The sequence below is a fragment of the Siccirubricoccus soli genome, from assembly GCF_024178315.1.
GTDB lineage: Bacteria > Pseudomonadota > Alphaproteobacteria > Acetobacterales > Acetobacteraceae > Siccirubricoccus > Siccirubricoccus soli.
In genome coordinates this window covers 88,118-107,348 of record NZ_JAMZIK010000070.1, presented here as the reverse complement: position 1 = coordinate 107,348, position 19,231 = coordinate 88,118, and the positions used below count along the sequence as shown (strand labels likewise).

Genomic DNA, 19,231 nt, shown 5'->3' with positions numbered 1-19,231 from the left:
AGACCACCGACCTCGCCGCGCTGGCTTCCACCCAGTTCGCCGCGCTCACCACCTCCCAGATCGCGGCGCTCACCACCACCCAGCTCGGCGCGCTGACCGCCACCCAGACCGCCGCGCTCACCACCTCCCAGATCGCGGCGCTCCCCACCACTCAGCTCGTGGCCCTCACCACCACCGAGATCGCCGCCTTCACCACGGCCCAGATGGCGGGCCTGACCTCCACCCAGATCGGTGCGCTCACCACCACTCAGGTCCAGGCATTGGAGACGACAGACATCGTCGCCATGAGCGACACCCAGACCAGCGCCTTCACCTCCACCCAGATCGGTGCCATGACAAATCCGCAGATCAACGCCCTCTTCCTCTGAGGCGGGCGCGCTGCCTCCTCGCGCCGGGTCACCCGATCAGGCGCCAGATACCGATCCCGCCGGGCGCCTCCCTGCCTGGCGGTTTCCCGTTCTGCACGATCCTACGCCTCGGCAGGCCAGGCGCCCCGCCGAAGCGGAATGCCTCTCCCCCCGCGCCCGGGCTTCCGGCATGGTCGGGGCCGCATGTCTCCACCCGGCGCCCCCGATGCATGGTCCGAATTGCTTGCCCGGCGCGACGCGCCCGGCGCTCTGCCGCCCGGGCCGCTTGCCGCTCTGTTCGGCCCGGTGCTGGCCCCGGCTGAGGCCCTAGATGGCTGCCGCGTCATCGGCCGCCTGGCCCAGACGCTGGATGGCCGCATCGCCACCGTCACCGGCTCCTCGCAATGGATCGGCGGCCGCGGCGACCTGCTGCACACCCACCGGCTCCGCGCCCTCTGCCATGCCGTGCTGGTCGGTGCCGGGACGGTGCGGCAGGATGATCCCCGCCTCACCACCCGGCTCTGCCCCGGGCCACACCCGGTGCGCGTGATCCTCGATACCAATCGCCGCCTCGGCCCGGATTACGGCGTGTTCCGCGAGGGCCCGCCGACCCTCCTCCTCACCGCCGAGGACGCCGCCGGCCCGGAACGCTGCGGCCAGGCGGAGGTGATCCGCCTGCCGCGCGGCCCGGAAGGCGGCCTCACCATCCCCGCCATCCTCGCGACGCTGGCGGCGCGCGGCCTGACCCGCCTTTTCGTCGAGGGCGGCGGCGTCACTGTCTCCCGCTTCCTTGCCGCCGGCTGCCTGGACCGGCTGCATGTGACGGTGGCCCCGGTCCTGCTCGGCTCCGGCATCCCCGCCTTCACCCTGCCGGAGGCCGCCCGCATCGCCGATGGGCTGCGCTTCACCTGGGTGGTGCATCCGCTGGAGGGCGACGTGCTGTTCGATATCCCGCTGCACCGCGCCCGGCCGGAGATCTGCCGGTGAGCCGCCGCGCCACCGCCCTCTGGTACACCGCCCCGGGCCGGGCGGAGCTGCGCGCCGAAACCCTGCCCCCGCGCGCCCCGGACCAGGCCCTGGTGCGCAGCCTCGCCAGCGGCGTGTCCCGCGGCACGGAACGGCTCGTCAGCCAGGGGCGCGTGCCGCAAAGCCAATGGGCCGCCATGCGCGCCCCGCTGATGGCGGGTGAGTTCCCCTTTCCGGTGAAATACGGCTACGCCGCAGTGGGAGTGGTGGAGGACGGCCCGCCGGCGCTGCGCGGCCGCCGCATCTTCTGCCTGCACCCGCACCAGGATCGCTTCCTCGCCCCCGCCGCCATGTGCATCCCCGTACCGGATGCCGTGCCGGATCACCGCGCGGTGCTGGCGGCCAATATGGAGACGGCGCTGAACATCCTCTGGGATGCGCGGCCCCTGCCGGGGGAGCGGGCACTGGTCATCGGCGCCGGCGTGGTCGGGCTGCTCGCTGCCGCGCTGCTCGCCCGCATCCCCGGCCTCGAGCTCATCGTCACCGATCTCGACCCCAGCCGCGCGCCGCTCATCGAGGCGCTTGGCGCCCGTTACCTGCCGCCGGAGTCCGTGCCCGGCGAGCAGGAACTCATCCTCCATGCCAGCGCCAGCGAAGCCGGGCTGCGCCTTGCCCTCGGCCGCGCCGGCTTCGAGGCCCGCATCCTCGAAGCGAGCTGGCATGGCGACCGCACCGTGGCGCTGCCGCTCGGCGAGGCGTTCCACGCAAAGCGCCTCGCCCTGCTCTCCACCCAGGTCGGCGCCGTCGCCCCCGCCATGCGCGGCCGCCGCAGCCACGCGGAGCGGCTGGCGCTGGCACTGGCGCTGCTCGACGATCCCCGCCTCGATGCGCTACTCGCCCCGCCGACGCGCTTCGCCGCGCTGCCGGACGCGCTGCCGGCCCTGCTGGCGGGCGGCGGCGCCCCCTGTCCGCTCGTCACCTACACATAGATAAGAGTGCGTCCGCATGTTCAGCCTGACCGTCTGCGACCACATCATGATCGCCCACAGCTTCCGCGGCGCCGAATTCGGCCCGGCGCAGCGGCTGCACGGCGCCACCTTCGCGGTGGAGGCGGAGTTCCGCGCGCCGCAGTTGGATGCGCTGCACCTCCTCGTCGATATCGGCCTGGCGAAGCAGGAGCTGCGCCGGGCGCTGGACCCGATCGACTACCGCAACCTGGATGCGGAGCCGGTCTTCGCCGGGCTGAACACCACGACGGAATATCTCTGCCACCACATCCACGGTCAGCTCTGCGCCGCCCTGAAGGAGGGCCGGCTCGGCCCGCAGAGCGGCAACGTCACCGCGCTGAAGGTGCTGCTGCGCGAAAGCCCGAATGCCTGGGCCGCCTATGAGGCGCCGGTGGCATGAGCGTCGCCCTGCTGGTGCCGGGACCCTTCGACCTGGTCTCCGGTGGCTACATCTATGACCGGCGGATGGTGGAGGGGCTGCGAGCGCTGGGGCAGGAGGTTCAGGTGGTGGAGCTCGCCGGCCGCCACCCGCTGCCCGATGCGGCGGCCACCGATGCCGCACGCACCGCGCTGGAGACGCTGCCGGAGGGCACCCGGATCGTCATCGACGGCCTCGGCCTGCCCGCCTTCGCGCCGTTGGCCGAGCGTCTCGCCGCCCGCCGCGCCGTGGCGCTGATCCATCATCCGACGGCGCTGGAGCATGGCGCGCCGCAGGCCGATCGCGCGGCGCTGCGGGAGATGGAGGCGGCGCTCCTCCCGCGCCTTGCCCGGCTGGTCGCCACCTCCCCCCTCACCGCCCAGCGCCTCGCCGCCGATTTCGCCGTGGACCCGGCGCGGATCGGCGTGGTGGAGCCGGGCACCGACCCGGCGCCGCGCGCCCGCGGCTCGGGCGGTCCGGGCGTTGCCATCCTCTCGGTCGGCGCCCTCACCCCGCGCAAGGGGCATGATTTGCTGCTGCAGGCCCTCGCCCGGCTGCCCGATCTCGACTGGCGCCTCACCATCGTCGGCGCCGTGCGGGATCGGGTGCATGCGAACGGGCTGCGCGCCCTGGCCGAGGAACTCGGCATCGCCCAGCGCGTGACCTTCGCCGGGGAGGTGGGCCAGGAGGCGCTGGAAGCCCTCTATGCCGGCGCCGATCTCTTCGCCCTGGCGACCTATTGGGAAGGCTATGGCATGGCCGCGGCCGAGGCGATGGCGCGCGGCCTGCCCGTCGCCATCACCGCCGGTGGCGCCATCGCCGATATTGTGCCGATCGAGGCCGGGGTGGTCTCCCCGCCCGGCGACCTCGTCTCCTACACCAAGGCGCTGCGGCGCTGCCTGTTCGATCATGCGCTGCGGGCAGAGATGGCTGAGGCCGCCTGGCAGACCGGCCAGCGCCTGCCCCGCTGGAGCGACGGCGCGGCCGCCTTCCTCGCCGAGCTCCAGCGGGCATGAGCGAGGGCTTCGACCTGGACTGGCTGGATCTGCGGGAGCCGCAGGACGCGCTGGCGCGGTCCGAGGCGGTGGCGGCGCGGCTGCTGGCCCTGTTGCCCGCACGGCCACGGCTGCTGGATCTCGGCGCCGGCACGGGCAGCCTGTTCCGCTGGCTGGCGCCGCGCATCGGCCGCGCCCAGGCCTGGACGCTGGTGGACCGGGACAAGGCGATGCTGGAGGCCGCCTTCGACACCATCGCCGACCGAGCGGAGCAGGTGGGGTTGAAGGTCACATTCCCCAACCGCAAGGCCATGCTGGTGCACGCACCGGGCGGCGCCTGGCGGGTGGAGGCGCTCGCCGCCGACTTGGCCGAGGCGCCGGAGATCCTGCCGCTTGCCAGCCATGACGCGGTGTTGAGCTCGGCGCTCTGCGACCTCGTCTCCGCCGCCTGGGTGGAGCGGATGGCGGCCTCCCTGCGCCTGCCCTTCTACGCGGCGCTCTGCGTCAATGGGCGGGCGGCCTTCGCGCCGCCGCACCCTGCCGATGCCGCGGTGCTGACCGCCTTCCGCCGCGACCAGCGACGCGACAAGGGCTTCGGTGGCCCCGCCCTCGGCCCCCTGGCCCCTGCCGCCATCGCCGCCGCCTTCGCCGCGCATGGCTTCTCCGTGCTGCGTGGCGCCAGCGACTGGCGGGTGCGGCAGCGCGGGCCGCTTCCCATGGCAGCGCCCGGCATGCGGACCCATGCCTTCCTGACCGAGCTGGTGCTGGGCCATGCCCAGGCGGCGCGGCGGCAGGACCGGCGCGGCGGCGGCGCCATCGGCGACTGGACCGATGCCCGGCTCAACCAGATCGCCATGCGGCGGCTCGGCCTGCGCATCGGCCATCGCGACCTCCTCGCCATCCCGCCCGGCCGCTGAGCCGAACCCCACCCCTCGCCGTACGTTGCCGCCGGCAGTGAGGGAGTGGAGAGCCATGGCGCAGGAGGATGAGCGCGAGAGGCTGAACCCGGGCGATGTCGCCCCACCCGGCACCCCCGGCACCGGGGAGGCCCTTTGCCCGGATTGCCAGGGCAAGGGCGAGCTGGGCGGCGTGCCCTGCGAGACCTGCAACGGTACCGGCCTCGTGATCGAGGGCGTCGCCGGCGGCTGAGGCCGCAAGCCTTGCGTGGGAGCGCCAGCGGGCAGGATGGACGAGGCGCGACCCGCGGGCTGAGCCGCCGGCACAGGACCGCCGGAGCGCGTAACGCTTGGATGCGCAGCGCATACTGAACTGCCGGTGTCGGCTGCCGGGGCGCGGAACGGCCTGAGCTGCGCATCGCGCCGAACCCCCAGCGCGAACGCCGACGCGCAGAGCGCCGAAGCTGCAACCTATGCCGAACCGGGACCGGCCATGATCCGTGCGCCCGCCTGCTAGAACGGATCGCCGTAGGGCGGCATCGTCCGAAGGCATGAATCTGTTCTGCAACCAAAGGCTAGAGCAGATCGTAGTAGGACGGCATCGCCCGAAGGCGTGAATCCGCTCTGCAAATAAGGGCCTAGAGCGCTTTCGGTGAACGCATGTGACCCGAAAACGCTCTAGACTCAGCCGCGGGCTGGCAGGGCGCGGCCGGCATTGTAGGCTCTGGCGGCATGGCCCGCCGCGACGAGACAGAGACCACCACTCTCCCCCGGCCGCAGCGCCTGGCGCTGCTGGCCCTGGGCTATCTGTGCCTGGCGCTGGCGGTGATCGGCGCCGTGCTGCCGGTGATGCCGACCACCATCTTCCTCCTCATCGCCGCCTGGGCCTTCGGCCGCGCCTCCCCCACCCTGCAGGCAAAGCTGCTGAATCATCCGCGCTTCGGGCCGGGGCTGCGCGCCTGGCGGGCGCATGGCGCGATCAGCCTGCGCGCCAAGCGCGCCGCGCTCTCCGTCATGGCGGTGAGCTGGATCGTGATGACCCTGGCGCTCCGGAGCTGGCTCGCCTCGGGCATCGCCGGCGCCTGCATGCTGGCGGTCGGGATCTATATCGGCACGCGGCCATCCGGCCCGTCCTGAAGGAGAGACGCCCCATGGAGGACCGCCCCGTCGCGCTGCACGCCCTGGAGGTGCCGCCCCGCGCCCGGCAGACCGGCTACCCGCCCGACCTCGCGGCGAAGATCGGCGGGCGGGAGAAGCGGGTGCTGGGCGACCGCTTTGGCCTGACCAATTTCGGGGTGAACCTCACCCGTCTGCCGCCCGGCGCCGCCTCCTCCCTTCGCCACGCCCATGGGGCGCAGGATGAGTTCGTCTACATCCTGGAGGGCCATCCGGTGCTGCTGACCGATGCCGGGGAGACGCCGCTCTTGCCCGGCATGTGCGCCGGCTTCAAGGCCGGCACCGGCGATGCCCACCGGCTGGAGAACCGCGGCGGCGAGGATGTGCTCTACCTCGAGATCGGCGACCGCTCCCCGGGCGACAGCGTGGTCTATCCGGATGACGACCTGACCGCGGTGCTCGGCCCGGACGGCAAGTGGCGCTACGCCCGGAAGGACGGCACGCCGCTCTGAGCCCGGCACCGCCCCTCATCGCCGTTCCCCTGCGCCGGCGGAGGCCATAGCATCGCCCGAGACCCGGGCCATATCCTGGCACCTGGCCCTCCTTCTCGCGGAAGACCCTCCCATGCCCCTGCTCGGCTGCATCGCCGACGACTTCACCGGCGCCACCGACCTGGCGAACACCCTGGTCAAGGGCGGCATGTCCGCCGTGCAGGTCATCGGCGCCCCCACCGGCCCCCTGCCGGAAGCGGATGCCGTCATCGTCGCCCTGAAATCCCGCACCGCCCCGGTGCGGGAGGCGGTGGCGGACAGCCTCGCCGCCTGCGAGGCGCTGCTCACCGCCGGCGCGCAGCAGATCTTCTTCAAATACTGCTCCACCTTCGACAGCACGGAGACCGGCAATATCGGTCCGGTGGCGGATGCGCTGGTGAAGCGCCTGGGCTGCGGCTTCGCCCTGGCCAACCCCGCCTTCCCGACCAATGGCCGCACCGTCTACCAGGGCCATCTCTTCGTCGGCCAGGCGCTGCTGAACGAGAGCGGGATGGAGAACCACCCGCTGACGCCGATGAAGGACGCCAACCTGGTGCGCGTGCTGGGGCGGCAGACGGATGGCGCGGTCGGCCTCGTCCCCTTCGCCACCGTGGAACAGGGCGCCGCCGCCATCCGCCGCGCCATGACCGTGCTGAAGGAAAGCGGCCGGCGCTACGCCATCGTCGATGCCGTCACCGACGCACACCTGATCGCGATCGGCGAGGCGGCGGCGGAGCATGCGCTGATCACCGGCGGCTCCGGCGTCGCCATGGGGCTGCCGGCGAATTTCCGCGCCAAGGGGAAGCTGCCGGAGCGCGGCGCGGCGGCCAGCGCGCTGCCGCCGATGCGCGGTGCCGCGGCGGTGCTGGCCGGCTCCTGCTCCCGCGCCACGCTGGGGCAGATCGGCTTCGCGCGGGACCATGCGCCGACGCTGGAGCTGGACGTGCTCGCCACGCCGGATGCCGCGGCGCTGGCAGCCCAGGCCTTCGCCTGGGCGGAGGGCAAGCTCGGCGACCACCCCATCGTCATCGCCGCCAGCGCCTCGCCGGAGCGCGTGGCGGCGCTGCAGGCGCGGCTCGGCCGCGACGCCGCGGGCGCGCTGGTGGAGTACGCCCTCTCGACCATCGCCGAAGGGCTGGTGGCACGCGGCGTGACGCGGCTGGTGGTGGCGGGCGGCGAGACTTCGGGCGCCGTCGTCTCCCGCCTCGGCGTCCGCGCGCTGCGCATCGGCCCGGAGATCGACCCCGGCGTGCCCTGGACCTATGCCGAGCCCGTCGGGCTGCACCTGGCGCTGAAGAGCGGCAATTTCGGCGCCCGCGACTTCTTCCTGAAGGCCTTCGAGATGCCGGAGAGCGCCGCATGAGCGAGGAGGCAAGGCTGCGCGAGGCCATCGCCGAGCATGGGCGGCTGCTCTTCGGCCGCGGCTTCTCGGTCGGCTCGGCCGGGAACATCAGCGTGCGGCTGGAGGACGGATTCCTCATCACGCCGACCAATTCCTGCCTCGGAAGGCTGGACCCGGCGCGGATCAGCAAGCTGGACCGCGAGTACCGCCATGTCGGCGGCGACAAGCCCTCGAAGGAGGTGTTCATGCACCGCGCCTTCCTGGAGACGCGGCCGGAGGCGGGCGCGGTGGTGCATCTCCACTCCACCCATGCGACGGCCATCGCCTGTCTCGCCGCGCCCGGGGAAGCGGCGCCGATCCCGCCGCTGACGCCCTATTTCGTCATGCGCATCGGCCGCGCCTTGCCGGTGGTGCCCTATTACCGCCCCGGCGATCCGGCGATGGAGCCCGCCATCGCCGCCGCCGCCGCCCAGGCCCGCGCCGTGCTGCTGGCCAATCACGGCCCCGTGGTCAGCGGCAAGAGCCTGGACGACGCCGTCTATGCCGCGGAGGAGCTGGAGGAGGCGGCGCGCCTTGCCCTGATGCTGCGCGGCCTGCCGGCCCGCACGCTGACCCCGGCGCAGATCGAGGAGCTGCTGACCACCTTCGGCTGAGCGCAGAAGAAGAAGGGGAGGAGCATGGAGGACGCGCTGCTCGACCGGATCGCCATCCGGGCGCTGGTGGAGAATTGGGCGGTGTGGCGGGATGCCGGCGACTGGAACCGCTTCGCCACCTGCTGGCACGAGGAGGGCGTGATGATGGCCACCTAGTGCCAGGCGCCCTGGCGGGAGTTCATCGCCGCCAGCCGCGCGGGCTGGGAGAAGGGCGTCTCCATCCTGCATTTCCTCGGCGGCCACAGCGCCGACCTCGCCGGCCACCGCGCCATCGCCCAGACCAAGATGACCATCAGCCAGCGCGCCCTGGTGGAGGGGGTGGAGGTGGATGCCGTCTGCACCGGCCGCTTCTACGACTTCCTGGAGAAGCGGGAGGGACGCTGGGGCATGGTGCTGCGCCAGCCGATCTACGAGAAGGACCGGATGGACCCGGTGGACCCGGCCGCGCGGCGGGAGCTCGACGCCGCGCTGCTGGCGCGCTTCCCCGCCGGCTACCGCCACCTCGCCTATCTGCAGACCCGGATCGGCTATGCGGTGAAGCCGGACATGCCCGGGCTGCAAGGGCGGGAGGTGGAGGCGCTCTACGCGCGCGGTGCGCGCTGGCTGGCGGGCGGGCCGGCGCAGTAGCGCGGCCTTCGACCCGCGGGACCGCTCCATCGGACCGGAGATGAGCTGCTCCGGATACCGCGCGTCCGCGGCGGTATCCGGCCCCGCGATGCCGCCTGCCGGGACATTCACCGGATGCGGTCGCGAAAAGGGCGCCGCCCCTCGCGGGACGGCGCCCTCTCGCCGGGATCGATGGCGATGTCAGGCCGCGGGGGTCTCGCCCTCGGCCGGGTTGGATGCCGGTGCCTCGACGGCGGCGGCGGCGGCGGCCTTCTTCGCGGCGCGGGTGGCGGCGGCCTTCTTCGCGGCCTCGGAGCGCGAGGGGTTGGTCGCCTTCACCGCGGCGGCCTTCCGCGGCGCGGCGGCGCGAGCCGGCTTCTTCGCGGCAGCGGCCTTCCTCGGCGCGGCCACCTTGCGGGCCGCCGGCTTGCGAGCCGTGCTGGCCTTCTTCGCCGCCGGCTTGCGCGCGGTGGTGGCCTTCTTCGCGGGGGCGGCCTTCTTCGCCGCCGGCTTGCGCGCGGTGGTGGCCTTCTTCGCGGGGGCGGCCTTCTTCGCCGCCGGCTTGCGGGCGGTGGCAGCCTTCTTCGGCGCCGCCTTCTTCGCCGCCGGCTTGCGCGCGGTGGTGGCCTTCTTCGCGGGGGCGGCCTTCTTCGCCGCCGGCTTGCGCGCCGCCGGCTTCTTCGCGGCGACGCGGCCGCGTGCCGTCGCCGGCTTCTTCGCGGTGCGGCGGGTGGTGGAGACGGCCATCGCCTGGGCGCGGGCCGTCGGCGTCTCGGGGGTATCGGTCACAGTCAGGATCTCCTTCAGCGTTCCGGTGTTGGTCGGGCCGCGCCATGCGCCGGCTTCCGCGGGAAGCCGGCAGGCCAGGCCGTGGTGACAGCGGGGGCGGTCGTGCGGAGCGGGCAGCGCGCGGATCCCGTGGCGCGGCGTGCCGTCTCGGTCGCTGTCCTGAGCCCGCGCGCAGGCCGCGCCACCGCCCTGCCGTGCGCGGTTTGCCGCGACGCCGTCCTGGCGGTCTCGCCCTGGCTGCGAAGCGCGCCGCGCGCACCTCGCAGCGCTGCGGGATGCGCGGCGTGAGAGCCTGCCGTCATCCCATCCTGTCCGCGGTCCATGGACCGTCCTTCCCTGCTGCGGCACGCCGTTGACGTTGAGCGAGGCGACGGGCAGCGAATTCCATCGCGTCGAATCGTGTGCATCGCCGTGCGCGCGAATCACGCTATCTTCACACGCATCCTTCGTGTCAACAGAAACCGCGCGAAGACGCGCGCATTTTTCGCGCGACGCATTGCGGCCGATGTCGCGCCGCGCATCGCGCCACCCATCATCTCATGCGCGTGCGTCGCGCCGCACCGCATCGCCATGCCGCCAAGGCCGGCGCATGACGGAAACGGCAACGGCCGCCGGCGATGCCGGCGGCCGTCTTCTTGCCTCAGGGAAGGCTTTGCACCTTGCGTCGCGGCGCCCCTGGCGGCCGGCGCCCGGGGCGCCGCGCCCTCAGCGCGACGCCATCGGCGGCACCGGGCGCTGCTCCGGCCCGGTGTACCAGGAGAGCGGGCGGATGAGCCGGTTGTCCTCGCCCTGCTCCAGCACATGCGCCGACCAGCCGGTGATGCGGGAGGCGACGAAGAGCGGGGTGAAGAGCGGGATCTCGAACCCCATCAGGTGGTAGGCGGGGCCGGCCGGGAAATCGAGGTTCGGGTGGATGTTCTTCTTCTCGAGCATCTCGGCGGCGAGGATCCGGCTGATCTCCATCCAGGTCCGGTCCTGCACCACCTCCGCCATCTTCTCTGCGTACTTGGTCATCGTCGGCACCCGGCTGTCGCCGGATTTGTAGACCCGGTGGCCGAAGCCCATGACCAGCGCCTTGTGGTCGAACCTTCCGTGCAGCCAGTCCTTCGCCTTCGCCGGGTCGCCGATCTCCTTCAGCATGTGCATCACCGCCTCATTGGCGCCGCCATGCAGCGGGCCCTTCAGGGCGGCGATGCCGGCGGTGATGGCGCCATGCATGTCCGCCTGGGTGGAGGTGACCAGCCGGGCGGTATAGGTGGAGGCGTTGAAGGTGTGCTCCGCGTAGAGGATCATGGAGACGTCGAAGGCCTTCAGCACCTCCGGCTCCGGCACCCGCCCCTGGACGAGGTGGAAGACGTTCTCGGCGAAGCTGTGCTTCGGGTTGGGCGCCAGCGGCTCCAGCCCCTTGGAGGCGCGGTAGGCGGCGCCGATCGCGGTCGGGATCTTGGCGAACAGCCGCTTGGCCTTCCGCCGCTGCGCCGCGTCCGAGATGTCGCCGGTCTCGGGATCCTCGAGCCCCATGAAGGAGACGGCGGTGCGGATCGTGTCCATCGGATGGGCGTCGGCGGGGAATTCCTTGATCACCCGGTGCAGCGCCGGGCTGATCTCCCGCTCCGCCGCCGTCTCCGCCTTGAAGGCCTCGAGCTGCTGCTGGTTGGGCAGCTCCCCTTCCCAGAGCAGGTAGGCGACTTCCTCGAAGGAGCAGTTCTCGGCCAGGTCCTGCACGGCATAGCCGCGATAGGTGAGGCTGTTGGTCTCCGGCATCACCTTGGAGATGCTGGAGACATCGGCATAGACGCCAACCAGGCCCTTGTAGATGGTCGGCTTCTCGGTGGACTCGCTCATGCGTTCGCTCCTCTCGGTCTTCGGGCGATGCGGCGCCGCCATCCCGCCATGGCCCGGGTCAGGCGCTTCAGGGCGCCACGCGGATGTGGTGGCGCCCCGGGCTTCGCACAGCCACCCGCGGCAGGCCCGCGGGCGGCGGAGGCGGCGTCAGTTTGGACTGGGCATTCTTCTTGGTTGGGCCCGGGGCCGCGAGCCCCGTGGCCGGTGGGCGCCCCGCCGCTTGCAGCGGGGCGCCAAGGCGATGGCGCTCAGAAGATGCCGGGCTTGCCGTCCAGCAGTTCGCCCCGCGGCAGGGCGACCGTCAGCTCGCCCAGCTCCCCGGCCTTCAGCCGCGGCAGGTCCTGCACCACCTCCAGGAAGCGGTTCGCCTCGCGGGCGGAGATGATACCATCCGTCAGGATGCGGAACTTGTTGATGTAGTCCGCCCGGCCGAAGGGCTTGGCGCCGTTCGGGTGCGCGTTCGCCACGCCGAGCTCGTCCACCAGCTTCGTGCCGTCCTTGAAGAAGATCTCGACCCGGCCGCCGAAGGAAAGCTCGTTCGGGTCGCGCGAATGGTACTTCCGGGTCCACTCCGGATCCTCGGTGGTCTCGATCTTGTGCCAGAGCCGCACGGTGTCCGCCCGCCCGGCCCGCTTTGGCGCGTAGCTGTCCACATGGTGCCAGCGCCCGTCCTGCAGGGCGACGGCAAAGATGTACATGATGGAATGGTCGAGCGTCTCGCGGCTCGCCTTCGGGTCCATCTTCTGCGGATCGTTCGCCCCGGTGCCGATCACATAGTGGGTATGATGGCTGGTGTGGATGACGATCTTCTCGATCGCCTCGAAGTCGCTGATCTGCTCCCGCATCCGGAAGGCCAGGTCGATCAGCGCCTGGGACTGGTACTCGGCCGAGTGCTCCTTGGTGTAGCTGTCGAGGATCGCGCGCTTCGGCTCGCCCGGCGCCGGCAGCGGCACCTCGTAATAGACCGGCTCATAGGCCGCGGCGCGGCCGTCCTTGTCCGCCTTGGTCCGGCCGGAGAGCACCCAGCCGATGACGCTGTCCTCGCCTTCGTAGATCGGGCTCGGCGCCCCCTCCCCGCGCATCGCGCGGTCGGCGGCCTCGACGGCCAGCTTGCCGGCATGGGCCGGGGCATAGGCCTTCCAGGAGGAGATCTCGCCCTTCCGGCTCTGGCGGAAGCTGATGGAGACGTGCAACGCCTGCTGCACCGCCTGGTAGATCACCTCCTGCTTCAGGCCGAGCAGGGTGCCGATGCCGGCCGCCGCCGAGGGGCAGAGATGGGCGATGTGGTCCACCTTGTGCTCATGCAGGCAGATGGCGCGGACGAGGTCGATCTGGATCTCGTAGCCGGTGGCGAGGCCGCGGATCAGGTCCTTGCCCGACTTCTCCATGGTCTGCGCCACGGCGAGGATCGGCGGGATGTTGTCGCCGGGGTGGGAGTAGTCGGCGGCCAGGAAGGTGTCGTGCATGTCGAGCTCGCGCACCGCCGTGCCGTTCGCCCAGGCCGCCCATTCCGGGGAGAAGGTCTTGCCCGCGGGCATGCCGAAGATGGTGGCGCCGCCCTTGCGCGGATGGCCGAGCGCCATGGCGCGGGCGGAGACGACGGGGCGGCGGTTGATGGCGGCGATGGCGACCGAGGCGTTGTCGATGATCCGGTTGATGATCATCTCCTGCACGTCCTTCTGGACGGCGACCTTGTCGGCGGCGACGCCCGCGATCTTCCAGGCAAGCTGGTCCTCCCGCTTCAGCAGGGCCTTGGACGGGTAGAGCTTGACGGGATGGAGCTGCATGGGCCGGCGTTCTCCCCTGTGGATGAGATGGGCTGCACTTCTCCCCCGCCTTGGCGCATTCGTCCATTCCGATTGAGCCGCGGCTTTGATCGTTTTTTCGGATCGTCGCCTTTGCCGGAGCGGAATGCCGGCAGGGCAGAGGACGGCCGCGCCTGCCGATCGGCGCAGGACGGACCCCACATCAGCTTAAGGCGGCCGGGCCGATACGGGGCTAGTCTGGGTCCCCGGACTCGGCCTGCAGGGAGGCGCATCGCATGGATTTCCGCATCCTCCGCCGCATGGGCCATTTCCTTGCGGTCGCCGAGGAAGGGCATTTCGGCCGCGCCGCCGCCAGGCTCGGCCTCAGCCAGCCGCCGCTGACGGCGCAGATCCAGGCGCTTGAGGCCGAGCTCGGCGTGCGGCTGCTGGAACGCACGAGAAAGGGAGCGCGGCCGACGCGGGAGGGCGAGGCGCTGCTGCCCATCCTCCGCCGCCTGGCCGAGGATGCGAAGCAGGTGGAGGCGCTGGCGCGGGAGCTGCGCGCCGGCCGGCACGCGCCGATGGTGCTGGCCTGCGTCACCTCCGCCCTGTTCGACTACCTGCCGCCGCTGGTCCGCGCGCTCCGCGCCGCGCAGCCCGACTCCGCCATCACGGTGCAGGAGATGGACACGGCCGATGCGGTCGAGGCGCTGCGCCGCGGCGAGGTGGATTTCGCCCTGGCGCGGCTGGACCGCGACCGGCCGCCGCTCAGCGTCCTGCCGCTCGGCCAGGATGCGCTGGTGGCGGCGCTGCCGGAGGACCATGCGCTGGCCGCCGGCGATGACCCGCTGCCGCTGGCAGCGCTGGCGCAGGAGCCGCTGGTGCTGCTGCCGCGGTCCATCAGCCCGGCCTATTTCGACCGTCAGGTGAGCGCCTGCCGCGAGGCGGGGTTCGAGCCGGTGGCGATGCGCGAGGTGGGCTCCGCCATGGCGCAGCTTGCCTTCGTCGCGGCCGGGCTCGGCGTGGCGCTGGTGAGTTCCGGCATGGCGCGGCTGCGGCCGCAGGGCGTGGCCTTCCGGACGCTGGCCGGGCCGGTTGGCTCGGTGGGCGTGGCCCTGGTGTGGAATGCGGAGCGCGCCAGCGATGCCGCGCAGGCCGCGGTCGGCGTCGCGCGACAGGTCTTCGGCATCGCCTAGGGCATGCTGCGTTCGCTTGCGCTCACGCAGCATGCTTTAGGCCGTTGTTTTACGAGCATCTTCACGCGTCCAGATGAGTCCATCTGAACGCGATCTGCTCCAGTGGCCCGGTCCCGATGTCCTGCGGACTTCGTCCTCCGTCCGGTGGCCTCAGACTCGAATGGCTGCTCGTCCGCTCCGTTCACGGGAGATCCTGCGAACTTCGCGGGTAGCACATGGGCGCGCCGATGCGCCCACCTGCCAGGGCCTGACCGCTGAGGGCTTCGCAGGATTGCCCCAATGGCCGCGCCGCCAGCCGCACAGCGGTATCGCGGGAAGGTTCTGGGCCCGCAGGGTGTCGCTTTGCGCCGCCAATAGCCGCGGGCCTTCACGCTCGCGCCCTCGCCGAGCGCCGCCTTGGGAGCCTCGGCTCCTGTCCCGTGCCGATGCTGCGCCCAGCGCCACGGGGCCCCCGGACGCGCCTCCACCCAGCGCCGGCCGTGGCAGGGCAACCGGCGACCCGCAGCCGGGGTGCGGATGCCGCTCGCCTGCGATGGCCGCCCCTGCCCCGGCCAGTGAGCACTTCAGCCCGCCGGGATCACACCGCGAGTTCCATCGCCGGGGCGCTCGGCGCGCGGTCGCTGCGGGCGGCATAGGCGCTGACCGCGACGCTGCGTTCCTGCTGCGTCCGGGCCGGCGCCTGGGCAGCGGCGCTGGCGGAGGCGGTTTGCGCCGACCTTGCCGCGCTCGACCGGCTGGCTTCCTCCTGCTGGCTGGGCGGGGCGGTTGGCGCCGGGCTGCTGCTGGTGGCCTGCCGGGCGGCGCCCTGCCCGGCCGGAGCCTGGGCGCCGCCCTTCTTCAAGGCGATCAGCCTGTCGATCGTGGTGCGCAGCGCTTGGGCGGGCGAGGCTGTGGCATTCCCGCCGGATGCGTCGGTGCCGGACTCCGCCGGGCGGCTGCCCTCGGCGCCGCGGCCGGCCTCGGCGCCGTCGCGCGCGCTGCCTGCTGGCTCCGTGCTGGTGCCGTGCAGTGCCGCAAGCCGCTCGCTGGCGTTGCGTAGCGCCTGGTGCGGCTGTAGCGGCGGCGCCGGGGGCTGGCTCTGGCGGCCCGCCTGGACGGGGGTGCTGCCCTGCGCGCCGCCCATGCTGCCGGGTTTGCCGGCCTGGCTGCCGCTGCTCATGTCCGGGCTGCTGGCCGTGGCATTGCCGGGTCGGCTCGGGCCGCCGGGGGTCGTTGTGACCGGGTTGCCCGCGGGGGCGTGCGACGTCAGCGCCTGGCGCAGCGCCTCCTGGGGCTGCAGCGGGGCGGCGGGCGGGCTGGTCGCGCCCGGCGTGGTGTTGCTGCCCGCACCGGCGGGCCTGGTCGCGACGCTGCCCTGCGCCGCCAGCAGCGCCGCCCCGGCGCCGGCACTGAACTGCGCCCGGCCATTGCCGGATGCCTCGGCCGCCCTCGGCGCCGTGCCATCCGGTGCCGCCGTCCCGGTCGCCGCCCCCGGCCGCGCCATGCCAGCTGCGGGACGAGGCGGTGTCACACTGGGACCAAGAGATGAGATGGCGGCCATGGCAATCTCCGGAACCGGGACGAGGGTGAAGCCTCTCTTATTCTGGGAAGCCGGTTAACGAAGCGTTGCAACTCCGCCGGTCCTGGCGGTGGCCAGCGAAGCCCCTGGCACCGCCGGCTTCCGGCCGCTGTCACGGAACGGTATCCTCGCCCGGCCGGGCCGCCGCCCGCCCTCCTCGCCGGGCCGGCGGGGGGCGTGGGCCGCCTCGGCAAGCCTGCCTCCCGCGCTGCCTCCGGGCCGCTGCCCGCAGCTTCGGGCAGGCCGGAGGGACCGCGGTCGCTGCCATCCGACCGGAGTTCGACGCATGACCCGCACCCTTCGCCTCGCCGGCGCCCAGCTTGGCCCCATCCAGCGCGCCGACAGCCGCGCCCACACGATGGAGCGGCTGATCGCCCTGCTGGAAGGCGCGGCGAAGCAGGGGGCGGAGCTGGTGGTCTTCCCCGAGCTCGCCTTCACCACCTTCTTTCCGCGCTGGTGGATGGCCGAGGACGACCCCGAGCTGCTCGGCTATTTCGAGCGGGAGATGCCCGGGCCGCAGACCAAGCCGCTGTTCGAGAAGGCGAAGGCGCTCGGCGTCGGCTTCTACATCGGCTATGCCGAGCTGACGCCGGAAGGCAAGCGCTTCAACAGCGCCATCACCGTCGGGCCGGATGGCCGCATCCTCGGCAAGTACCGCAAGATCCACCTGCCAGGTTCGAAGGAGTTCCGGCCGCAGCAGCAATACCAGCAGCTCGAGAAGCGCTACTTCGAATATGGCGATCTCGGCTTCCCCGCCTTCTGGGGGCCGAAGAGCTGGAACGCGCCCATCCTCGGCATGCTGGTCTGCAATGACCGGCGCTGGCCGGAAGGCTGGCGGGTGCTGGGGCTGCAGGGGGTGGAGCTGGTGATGGTGGGCTACAATTCCGCCGCCTACGACCCCAATGGCGGCCAGGCCGAGGATCTGGAGCTCCGCACCTTCCACTCCACCCTGGCGGCGCAGGCCAATGCCTATATGAATGCCTGCTGGGCGGTGGCGGTGGCCAAGGCCGGCGTCGAGGACGGCGCGGGGCTGATCGGTGGCTCCTGCATCGTCGATCCGAACGGCAGGCTGGTGGCGCAGGCGCAGACGCTGGGGGACGAGCTGATCCTGGCGGATGTGGATTTCGACGCCTGCCGCCAGGGCAAGGAGAAGATGTTCAACTTCGCCGCCCACCGCCGGCCGCAATGGTACAAGCCGATCGTGGAGCGCGTCGGCGCCGTCGAACCGCCACTGCCTTAAGAGCGAGAAATGGGGGCGCTGCCTTCGGCGGCAGCGCCCGACCACAGGGCCAGAATCCGGCCCCGCCCCCGGTCCGCGCGCTTCAACCCGCGGGCCGAAGGCCCGGCGTCAGCGACCCGCGGCCGGGTTGCGGGTGACGCCGTTGGCCCAGGCGAAGCCGATCACCGCGCCCTTCATGAAAGGCAGCAGAGCCACGGTCATCAGCGTGACCAGGGGCAGCCAGATGGCGAATTGCACCCACATCGCCGGCGCGAAGACCCGGTCCGACCAGAACATGAAGGGCAGGATGACATGCCCGACGAGCACCAGCGTCAGATAGGGCGGGGCATCATCCGAAGGATAGGCGGAATTGTCCTCGCCGCAGGCCTCGCAGGGGCTGCGCAGCTTGAGGAAGCCGGCGAACAGCCTGCCCTCCCCGCAATTCGGGCAGCGCAGGGCAAGGCCCCGCCGCATGCCCAGCCAGACCCGTGAGCCCTCGCCCATCTTGCGTCTCCGCTTGCCATACAATCCGCAGCGATATACATACAATCGCCGGATGTGGCCCGTATTATATGGATTGTAGGTTCCGTTCGCAAGATGTCTGTATGGACCCCTCGCCTTGCCCCTGGCGCCGGCCCCATCTACCTCGCCATCGCCGAGGCGATCGCCGCCGCCATCGTCCGGGGTGAGCTGCGCCCCGGCGAGCGCCTGCCCACCCACCGCGCCCTGGCCGAGGCGCTCGGGGTCGATCTCACCACCGTCACCCGCGCCTATGCCGAGGCGCGGCGGCGCGGGCTGGTCGAGGCGGTGGTCGGCCGCGGCACCTTCATCCGGGCGGCCAGCTCCACGCCGGCGGCCACGGCCGGGAAGGTTGATCTCACCATGAACCTGCCGCCCATGCCGGCGGAGCTGCCCGGGCTGCTGCAGCGCGGCCTCGCCCGGCTGCTGGCGGAGGGCGATCCCGCCGAGCTGCTCACCTATCGCCGCGGCGCCGGCGCCTTGGCGGAGCGCGCCGCCGGCGCCGCCTGGCTCTCCCCCGTGCTGCCGGGGCTGGAGCCGGACCGCGTGCTGCTCTCGCCCGGGGCCCAGCCGGCCCTGCTGGCGGTGCTCGGCCTGCTCGCCGCGCCGGGGGAGCTGGTGCTGACGGAGCAGCTCACCTATCCCGGGCTGCGCAACGCCGCCGCCCGGCTTCGCCTCCGCCTGCACGGCCTGCCGGGCGATGCGGCGGGGCTGCTGCCGGAGGCACTGGAGGCCGCCTGCCGGACGCTGCGGCCCAGGGCGCTCTACTGCATCCCCACCCTCCAGAACCCGATGGCGGTCACCTTGCCGCCGGAGCGGCGGCACGCCATCGCCGACATCGCCCGGCGGCACGGCCTGCCGATCCTCGAGGACGATGCCTATGGCCTGCTGCCCGCCCGGCCCCTGCCGGCGCTGGCCAGCTTGGCGCCGGAGCTGGTCTGGCATGTCTCCACCCTCGCCAAGCTGCTCTCCCCGGCGCTGCGCCTCGCCTATGTCGCGGCGCCGGACGCGGCGGCGGCCGGGCGCCTGGCGGCAGCGCTGCGGGCCAATGTCCTGATGCCCTCCCCGCTGCTGAGCGGCCTGGCGACCGGCTGGATGGAAGACGGCACCGCCGCCCGGCTGCGGGATGCCGTCCGCGCCGAGGCGATGGCGCGTCAAGCTCTGGCGCGGGACATCCTGCCCGCCGCCCTGATCACCGCCCCGCCGGAGGGGCTGCATCTCTGGCTGCGCCTGCCGGCGCCCTGGGGCCGCCGCGACTTCATCGCACGGCTGCGGGAGGAGCGCGGCCTGGCCGTAGTGCCGAGCGATGCCTTCGCCCCGGACCCCGCCGTGCCGCCGCCCGATGCCGTCCGCCTTTCCCTCGGCGCCGCGCCGGGACGGGCGGCGCTGCGCGAGGCGCTGCAGGCGGTGGCGGCGATGCTGGGGGCCGCCGTGCCGGCGGAGCTGGACGTGGTCTGACCGCACGCGATGTGGTGCCGCGGGGC

Annotated in this window: 21 protein-coding genes; 16 read left to right on the top strand and 5 right to left on the bottom strand. The window is 72.6% G+C overall.

What is annotated here, in order from left to right; genetic code table 11:
* The 13 genes from NJ376_RS12080 to NJ376_RS12020 form a co-directional block, all read left to right on the top strand.
* Positions 1-368 (top strand): hypothetical protein (locus NJ376_RS12080; RefSeq protein WP_456309279.1); only part of this gene is annotated, 368 nt, incomplete at its 5' end.
* 183 nt (positions 369-551) lie between these two features.
* Positions 552-1,334, top strand: coding sequence for a RibD family protein (locus tag NJ376_RS12075; RefSeq protein ID WP_252953516.1), 783 nt, complete (start codon positions 552-554; stop codon positions 1,332-1,334).
* Positions 1,331-2,302 (top strand): zinc-dependent alcohol dehydrogenase, encoded by a 972-nt coding sequence (locus tag NJ376_RS12070; protein ID WP_252953515.1) that lies wholly within the window; start codon positions 1,331-1,333, stop codon positions 2,300-2,302. Before NJ376_RS12075 ends, NJ376_RS12070 begins: the two co-directional genes overlap by 4 nt.
* 16 nt (positions 2,303-2,318) lie before the next feature.
* Positions 2,319-2,720, top strand: a complete 402-nt coding sequence (locus NJ376_RS12065; protein WP_252953514.1) for a 6-pyruvoyl trahydropterin synthase family protein — start codon at positions 2,319-2,321, stop codon at positions 2,718-2,720.
* On the top strand, positions 2,717-3,754 hold the full coding sequence (locus tag NJ376_RS12060) for a glycosyltransferase family 4 protein (protein WP_252953513.1): 1,038 nt from the start codon (positions 2,717-2,719) through the stop codon (positions 3,752-3,754). The genes NJ376_RS12065 and NJ376_RS12060 overlap by 4 nt, the downstream gene beginning before the upstream one ends.
* Complete coding sequence (locus NJ376_RS12055) at positions 3,751-4,650, top strand: class I SAM-dependent methyltransferase (protein WP_252953512.1); 900 nt, start codon at positions 3,751-3,753, stop codon at positions 4,648-4,650. The genes NJ376_RS12060 and NJ376_RS12055 overlap by 4 nt, the downstream gene beginning before the upstream one ends.
* A 55-nt stretch (positions 4,651-4,705) precedes the next feature.
* Positions 4,706-4,882 carry a hypothetical protein gene (locus NJ376_RS12050; RefSeq protein ID WP_252953511.1) on the top strand — a complete coding sequence of 59 codons (177 nt, stop codon included), beginning with the start codon at positions 4,706-4,708 and terminating at the stop codon, positions 4,880-4,882.
* Between the two features lie 479 nt (positions 4,883-5,361).
* Positions 5,362-5,766 (top strand): YbaN family protein, encoded by a 405-nt coding sequence (locus NJ376_RS12045; RefSeq protein WP_252953510.1) that lies wholly within the window; start codon positions 5,362-5,364, stop codon positions 5,764-5,766.
* A gap of 14 nt (positions 5,767-5,780) precedes the next feature.
* Positions 5,781-6,257: a cupin domain-containing protein gene (locus NJ376_RS12040; RefSeq protein WP_252953509.1), complete on the top strand. Its 477-nt coding sequence runs from the start codon at positions 5,781-5,783 to the stop codon at positions 6,255-6,257.
* A 112-nt stretch (positions 6,258-6,369) separates the two neighbouring features.
* Positions 6,370-7,638: a 3-oxo-tetronate kinase gene (otnK, locus tag NJ376_RS12035; protein ID WP_252953508.1), complete on the top strand. Its 1,269-nt coding sequence runs from the start codon at positions 6,370-6,372 to the stop codon at positions 7,636-7,638.
* Positions 7,635-8,270, top strand: a complete 636-nt coding sequence (gene otnC / locus NJ376_RS12030) for a 3-oxo-tetronate 4-phosphate decarboxylase (RefSeq protein WP_252953507.1) — start codon at positions 7,635-7,637, stop codon at positions 8,268-8,270. Before otnK ends, otnC begins: the two co-directional genes overlap by 4 nt.
* A gap of 24 nt (positions 8,271-8,294) precedes the next feature.
* Positions 8,295-8,426 (top strand): nuclear transport factor 2 family protein, encoded by a 132-nt coding sequence (locus NJ376_RS12025; RefSeq protein WP_252953506.1) that lies wholly within the window; start codon positions 8,295-8,297, stop codon positions 8,424-8,426.
* 129 nt (positions 8,427-8,555) lie between these two features.
* Positions 8,556-8,897 carry a hypothetical protein gene (locus NJ376_RS12020; protein WP_252953505.1) on the top strand — a complete coding sequence of 114 codons (342 nt, stop codon included), beginning with the start codon at positions 8,556-8,558 and terminating at the stop codon, positions 8,895-8,897.
* Positions 8,898-9,077: 180 nt separating this feature from the next.
* Here NJ376_RS12020 and NJ376_RS12015 read toward each other — a convergent pair whose 3' ends face one another.
* The 3 genes from NJ376_RS12015 to NJ376_RS12005 form a co-directional block, all read right to left on the bottom strand.
* Positions 9,078-10,091, bottom strand: a complete 1,014-nt coding sequence (locus NJ376_RS12015) for a hypothetical protein (protein WP_252953504.1) — start codon at positions 10,089-10,091, stop codon at positions 9,078-9,080.
* Positions 10,092-10,370: 279 nt separating this feature from the next.
* Positions 10,371-11,510: a bifunctional 2-methylcitrate synthase/citrate synthase gene (locus NJ376_RS12010; RefSeq protein ID WP_252953503.1), complete on the bottom strand. Its 1,140-nt coding sequence runs from the start codon at positions 11,508-11,510 to the stop codon at positions 10,371-10,373.
* A 248-nt stretch (positions 11,511-11,758) separates the two neighbouring features.
* Positions 11,759-13,297, bottom strand: coding sequence for an MmgE/PrpD family protein (locus tag NJ376_RS12005; RefSeq protein ID WP_252953502.1), 1,539 nt, complete (start codon positions 13,295-13,297; stop codon positions 11,759-11,761).
* A 254-nt stretch (positions 13,298-13,551) separates the two neighbouring features.
* Between NJ376_RS12005 and NJ376_RS12000 the strand changes: the two genes are divergently transcribed.
* A complete protein-coding gene (locus NJ376_RS12000) occupies positions 13,552-14,451 on the top strand; it encodes a LysR family transcriptional regulator (RefSeq protein WP_252953501.1) in 900 nt (299 codons plus the stop codon).
* Between the two features lie 577 nt (positions 14,452-15,028).
* Here NJ376_RS12000 and NJ376_RS11995 read toward each other — a convergent pair.
* On the bottom strand, positions 15,029-15,934 hold the full coding sequence (locus NJ376_RS11995; protein WP_252953500.1) for a hypothetical protein: 906 nt from the start codon (positions 15,932-15,934) through the stop codon (positions 15,029-15,031).
* 361 nt (positions 15,935-16,295) lie between these two features.
* Here NJ376_RS11995 and NJ376_RS11990 point away from each other — a divergent pair, with 361 nt between their 5' ends.
* Complete coding sequence (locus NJ376_RS11990) at positions 16,296-17,249, top strand: N-carbamoyl-D-amino-acid hydrolase (RefSeq protein WP_252953499.1); 954 nt, start codon at positions 16,296-16,298, stop codon at positions 17,247-17,249.
* Positions 17,250-17,357: 108 nt separating this feature from the next.
* Here NJ376_RS11990 and NJ376_RS11985 read toward each other — a convergent pair whose 3' ends face one another.
* Complete coding sequence (locus NJ376_RS11985) at positions 17,358-17,732, bottom strand: DUF983 domain-containing protein (RefSeq protein ID WP_252953498.1); 375 nt, start codon at positions 17,730-17,732, stop codon at positions 17,358-17,360.
* A gap of 93 nt (positions 17,733-17,825) precedes the next feature.
* On the opposite strand from NJ376_RS11985, the gene NJ376_RS11980 reads away from it, so the two are divergent.
* Positions 17,826-19,205 carry an aminotransferase-like domain-containing protein gene (locus NJ376_RS11980; protein ID WP_252953497.1) on the top strand — a complete coding sequence of 460 codons (1,380 nt, stop codon included), beginning with the start codon at positions 17,826-17,828 and terminating at the stop codon, positions 19,203-19,205.
* Positions 19,206-19,231: the final 26 nt, after the last annotated feature.

Coding starts and splice junctions, on each gene's coding strand:
- NJ376_RS12075 (WP_252953516.1), top strand. CDS start 552: ATGTCTCCACCCGGCGCCCCCGATGCATGGTCCGAATTGCTTGCCCGG.
- NJ376_RS12065 (WP_252953514.1), top strand. CDS start 2,319: ATGTTCAGCCTGACCGTCTGCGACCACATCATGATCGCCCACAGCTTC.
- NJ376_RS12060 (WP_252953513.1), top strand. CDS start 2,717: ATGAGCGTCGCCCTGCTGGTGCCGGGACCCTTCGACCTGGTCTCCGGT.
- NJ376_RS12055 (WP_252953512.1), top strand. CDS start 3,751: ATGAGCGAGGGCTTCGACCTGGACTGGCTGGATCTGCGGGAGCCGCAG.
- NJ376_RS12050 (WP_252953511.1), top strand. CDS start 4,706: ATGGCGCAGGAGGATGAGCGCGAGAGGCTGAACCCGGGCGATGTCGCC.
- NJ376_RS12045 (WP_252953510.1), top strand. CDS start 5,362: ATGGCCCGCCGCGACGAGACAGAGACCACCACTCTCCCCCGGCCGCAG.
- NJ376_RS12040 (WP_252953509.1), top strand. CDS start 5,781: ATGGAGGACCGCCCCGTCGCGCTGCACGCCCTGGAGGTGCCGCCCCGC.
- otnK (WP_252953508.1), top strand. CDS start 6,370: ATGCCCCTGCTCGGCTGCATCGCCGACGACTTCACCGGCGCCACCGAC.
- otnC (WP_252953507.1), top strand. CDS start 7,635: ATGAGCGAGGAGGCAAGGCTGCGCGAGGCCATCGCCGAGCATGGGCGG.
- NJ376_RS12025 (WP_252953506.1), top strand. CDS start 8,295: ATGGAGGACGCGCTGCTCGACCGGATCGCCATCCGGGCGCTGGTGGAG.
- NJ376_RS12020 (WP_252953505.1), top strand. CDS start 8,556: ATGACCATCAGCCAGCGCGCCCTGGTGGAGGGGGTGGAGGTGGATGCC.
- NJ376_RS12010 (WP_252953503.1), bottom strand. CDS start 11,510: ATGAGCGAGTCCACCGAGAAGCCGACCATCTACAAGGGCCTGGTTGGC.
- NJ376_RS12005 (WP_252953502.1), bottom strand. CDS start 13,297: ATGCAGCTCCATCCCGTCAAGCTCTACCCGTCCAAGGCCCTGCTGAAG.
- NJ376_RS12000 (WP_252953501.1), top strand. CDS start 13,552: ATGGATTTCCGCATCCTCCGCCGCATGGGCCATTTCCTTGCGGTCGCC.
- NJ376_RS11995 (WP_252953500.1), bottom strand. CDS start 15,934: ATGGCGCGGCCGGGGGCGGCGACCGGGACGGCGGCACCGGATGGCACG.
- NJ376_RS11990 (WP_252953499.1), top strand. CDS start 16,296: ATGACCCGCACCCTTCGCCTCGCCGGCGCCCAGCTTGGCCCCATCCAG.
- NJ376_RS11985 (WP_252953498.1), bottom strand. CDS start 17,732: ATGGGCGAGGGCTCACGGGTCTGGCTGGGCATGCGGCGGGGCCTTGCC.
- NJ376_RS11980 (WP_252953497.1), top strand. CDS start 17,826: ATGTCTGTATGGACCCCTCGCCTTGCCCCTGGCGCCGGCCCCATCTAC.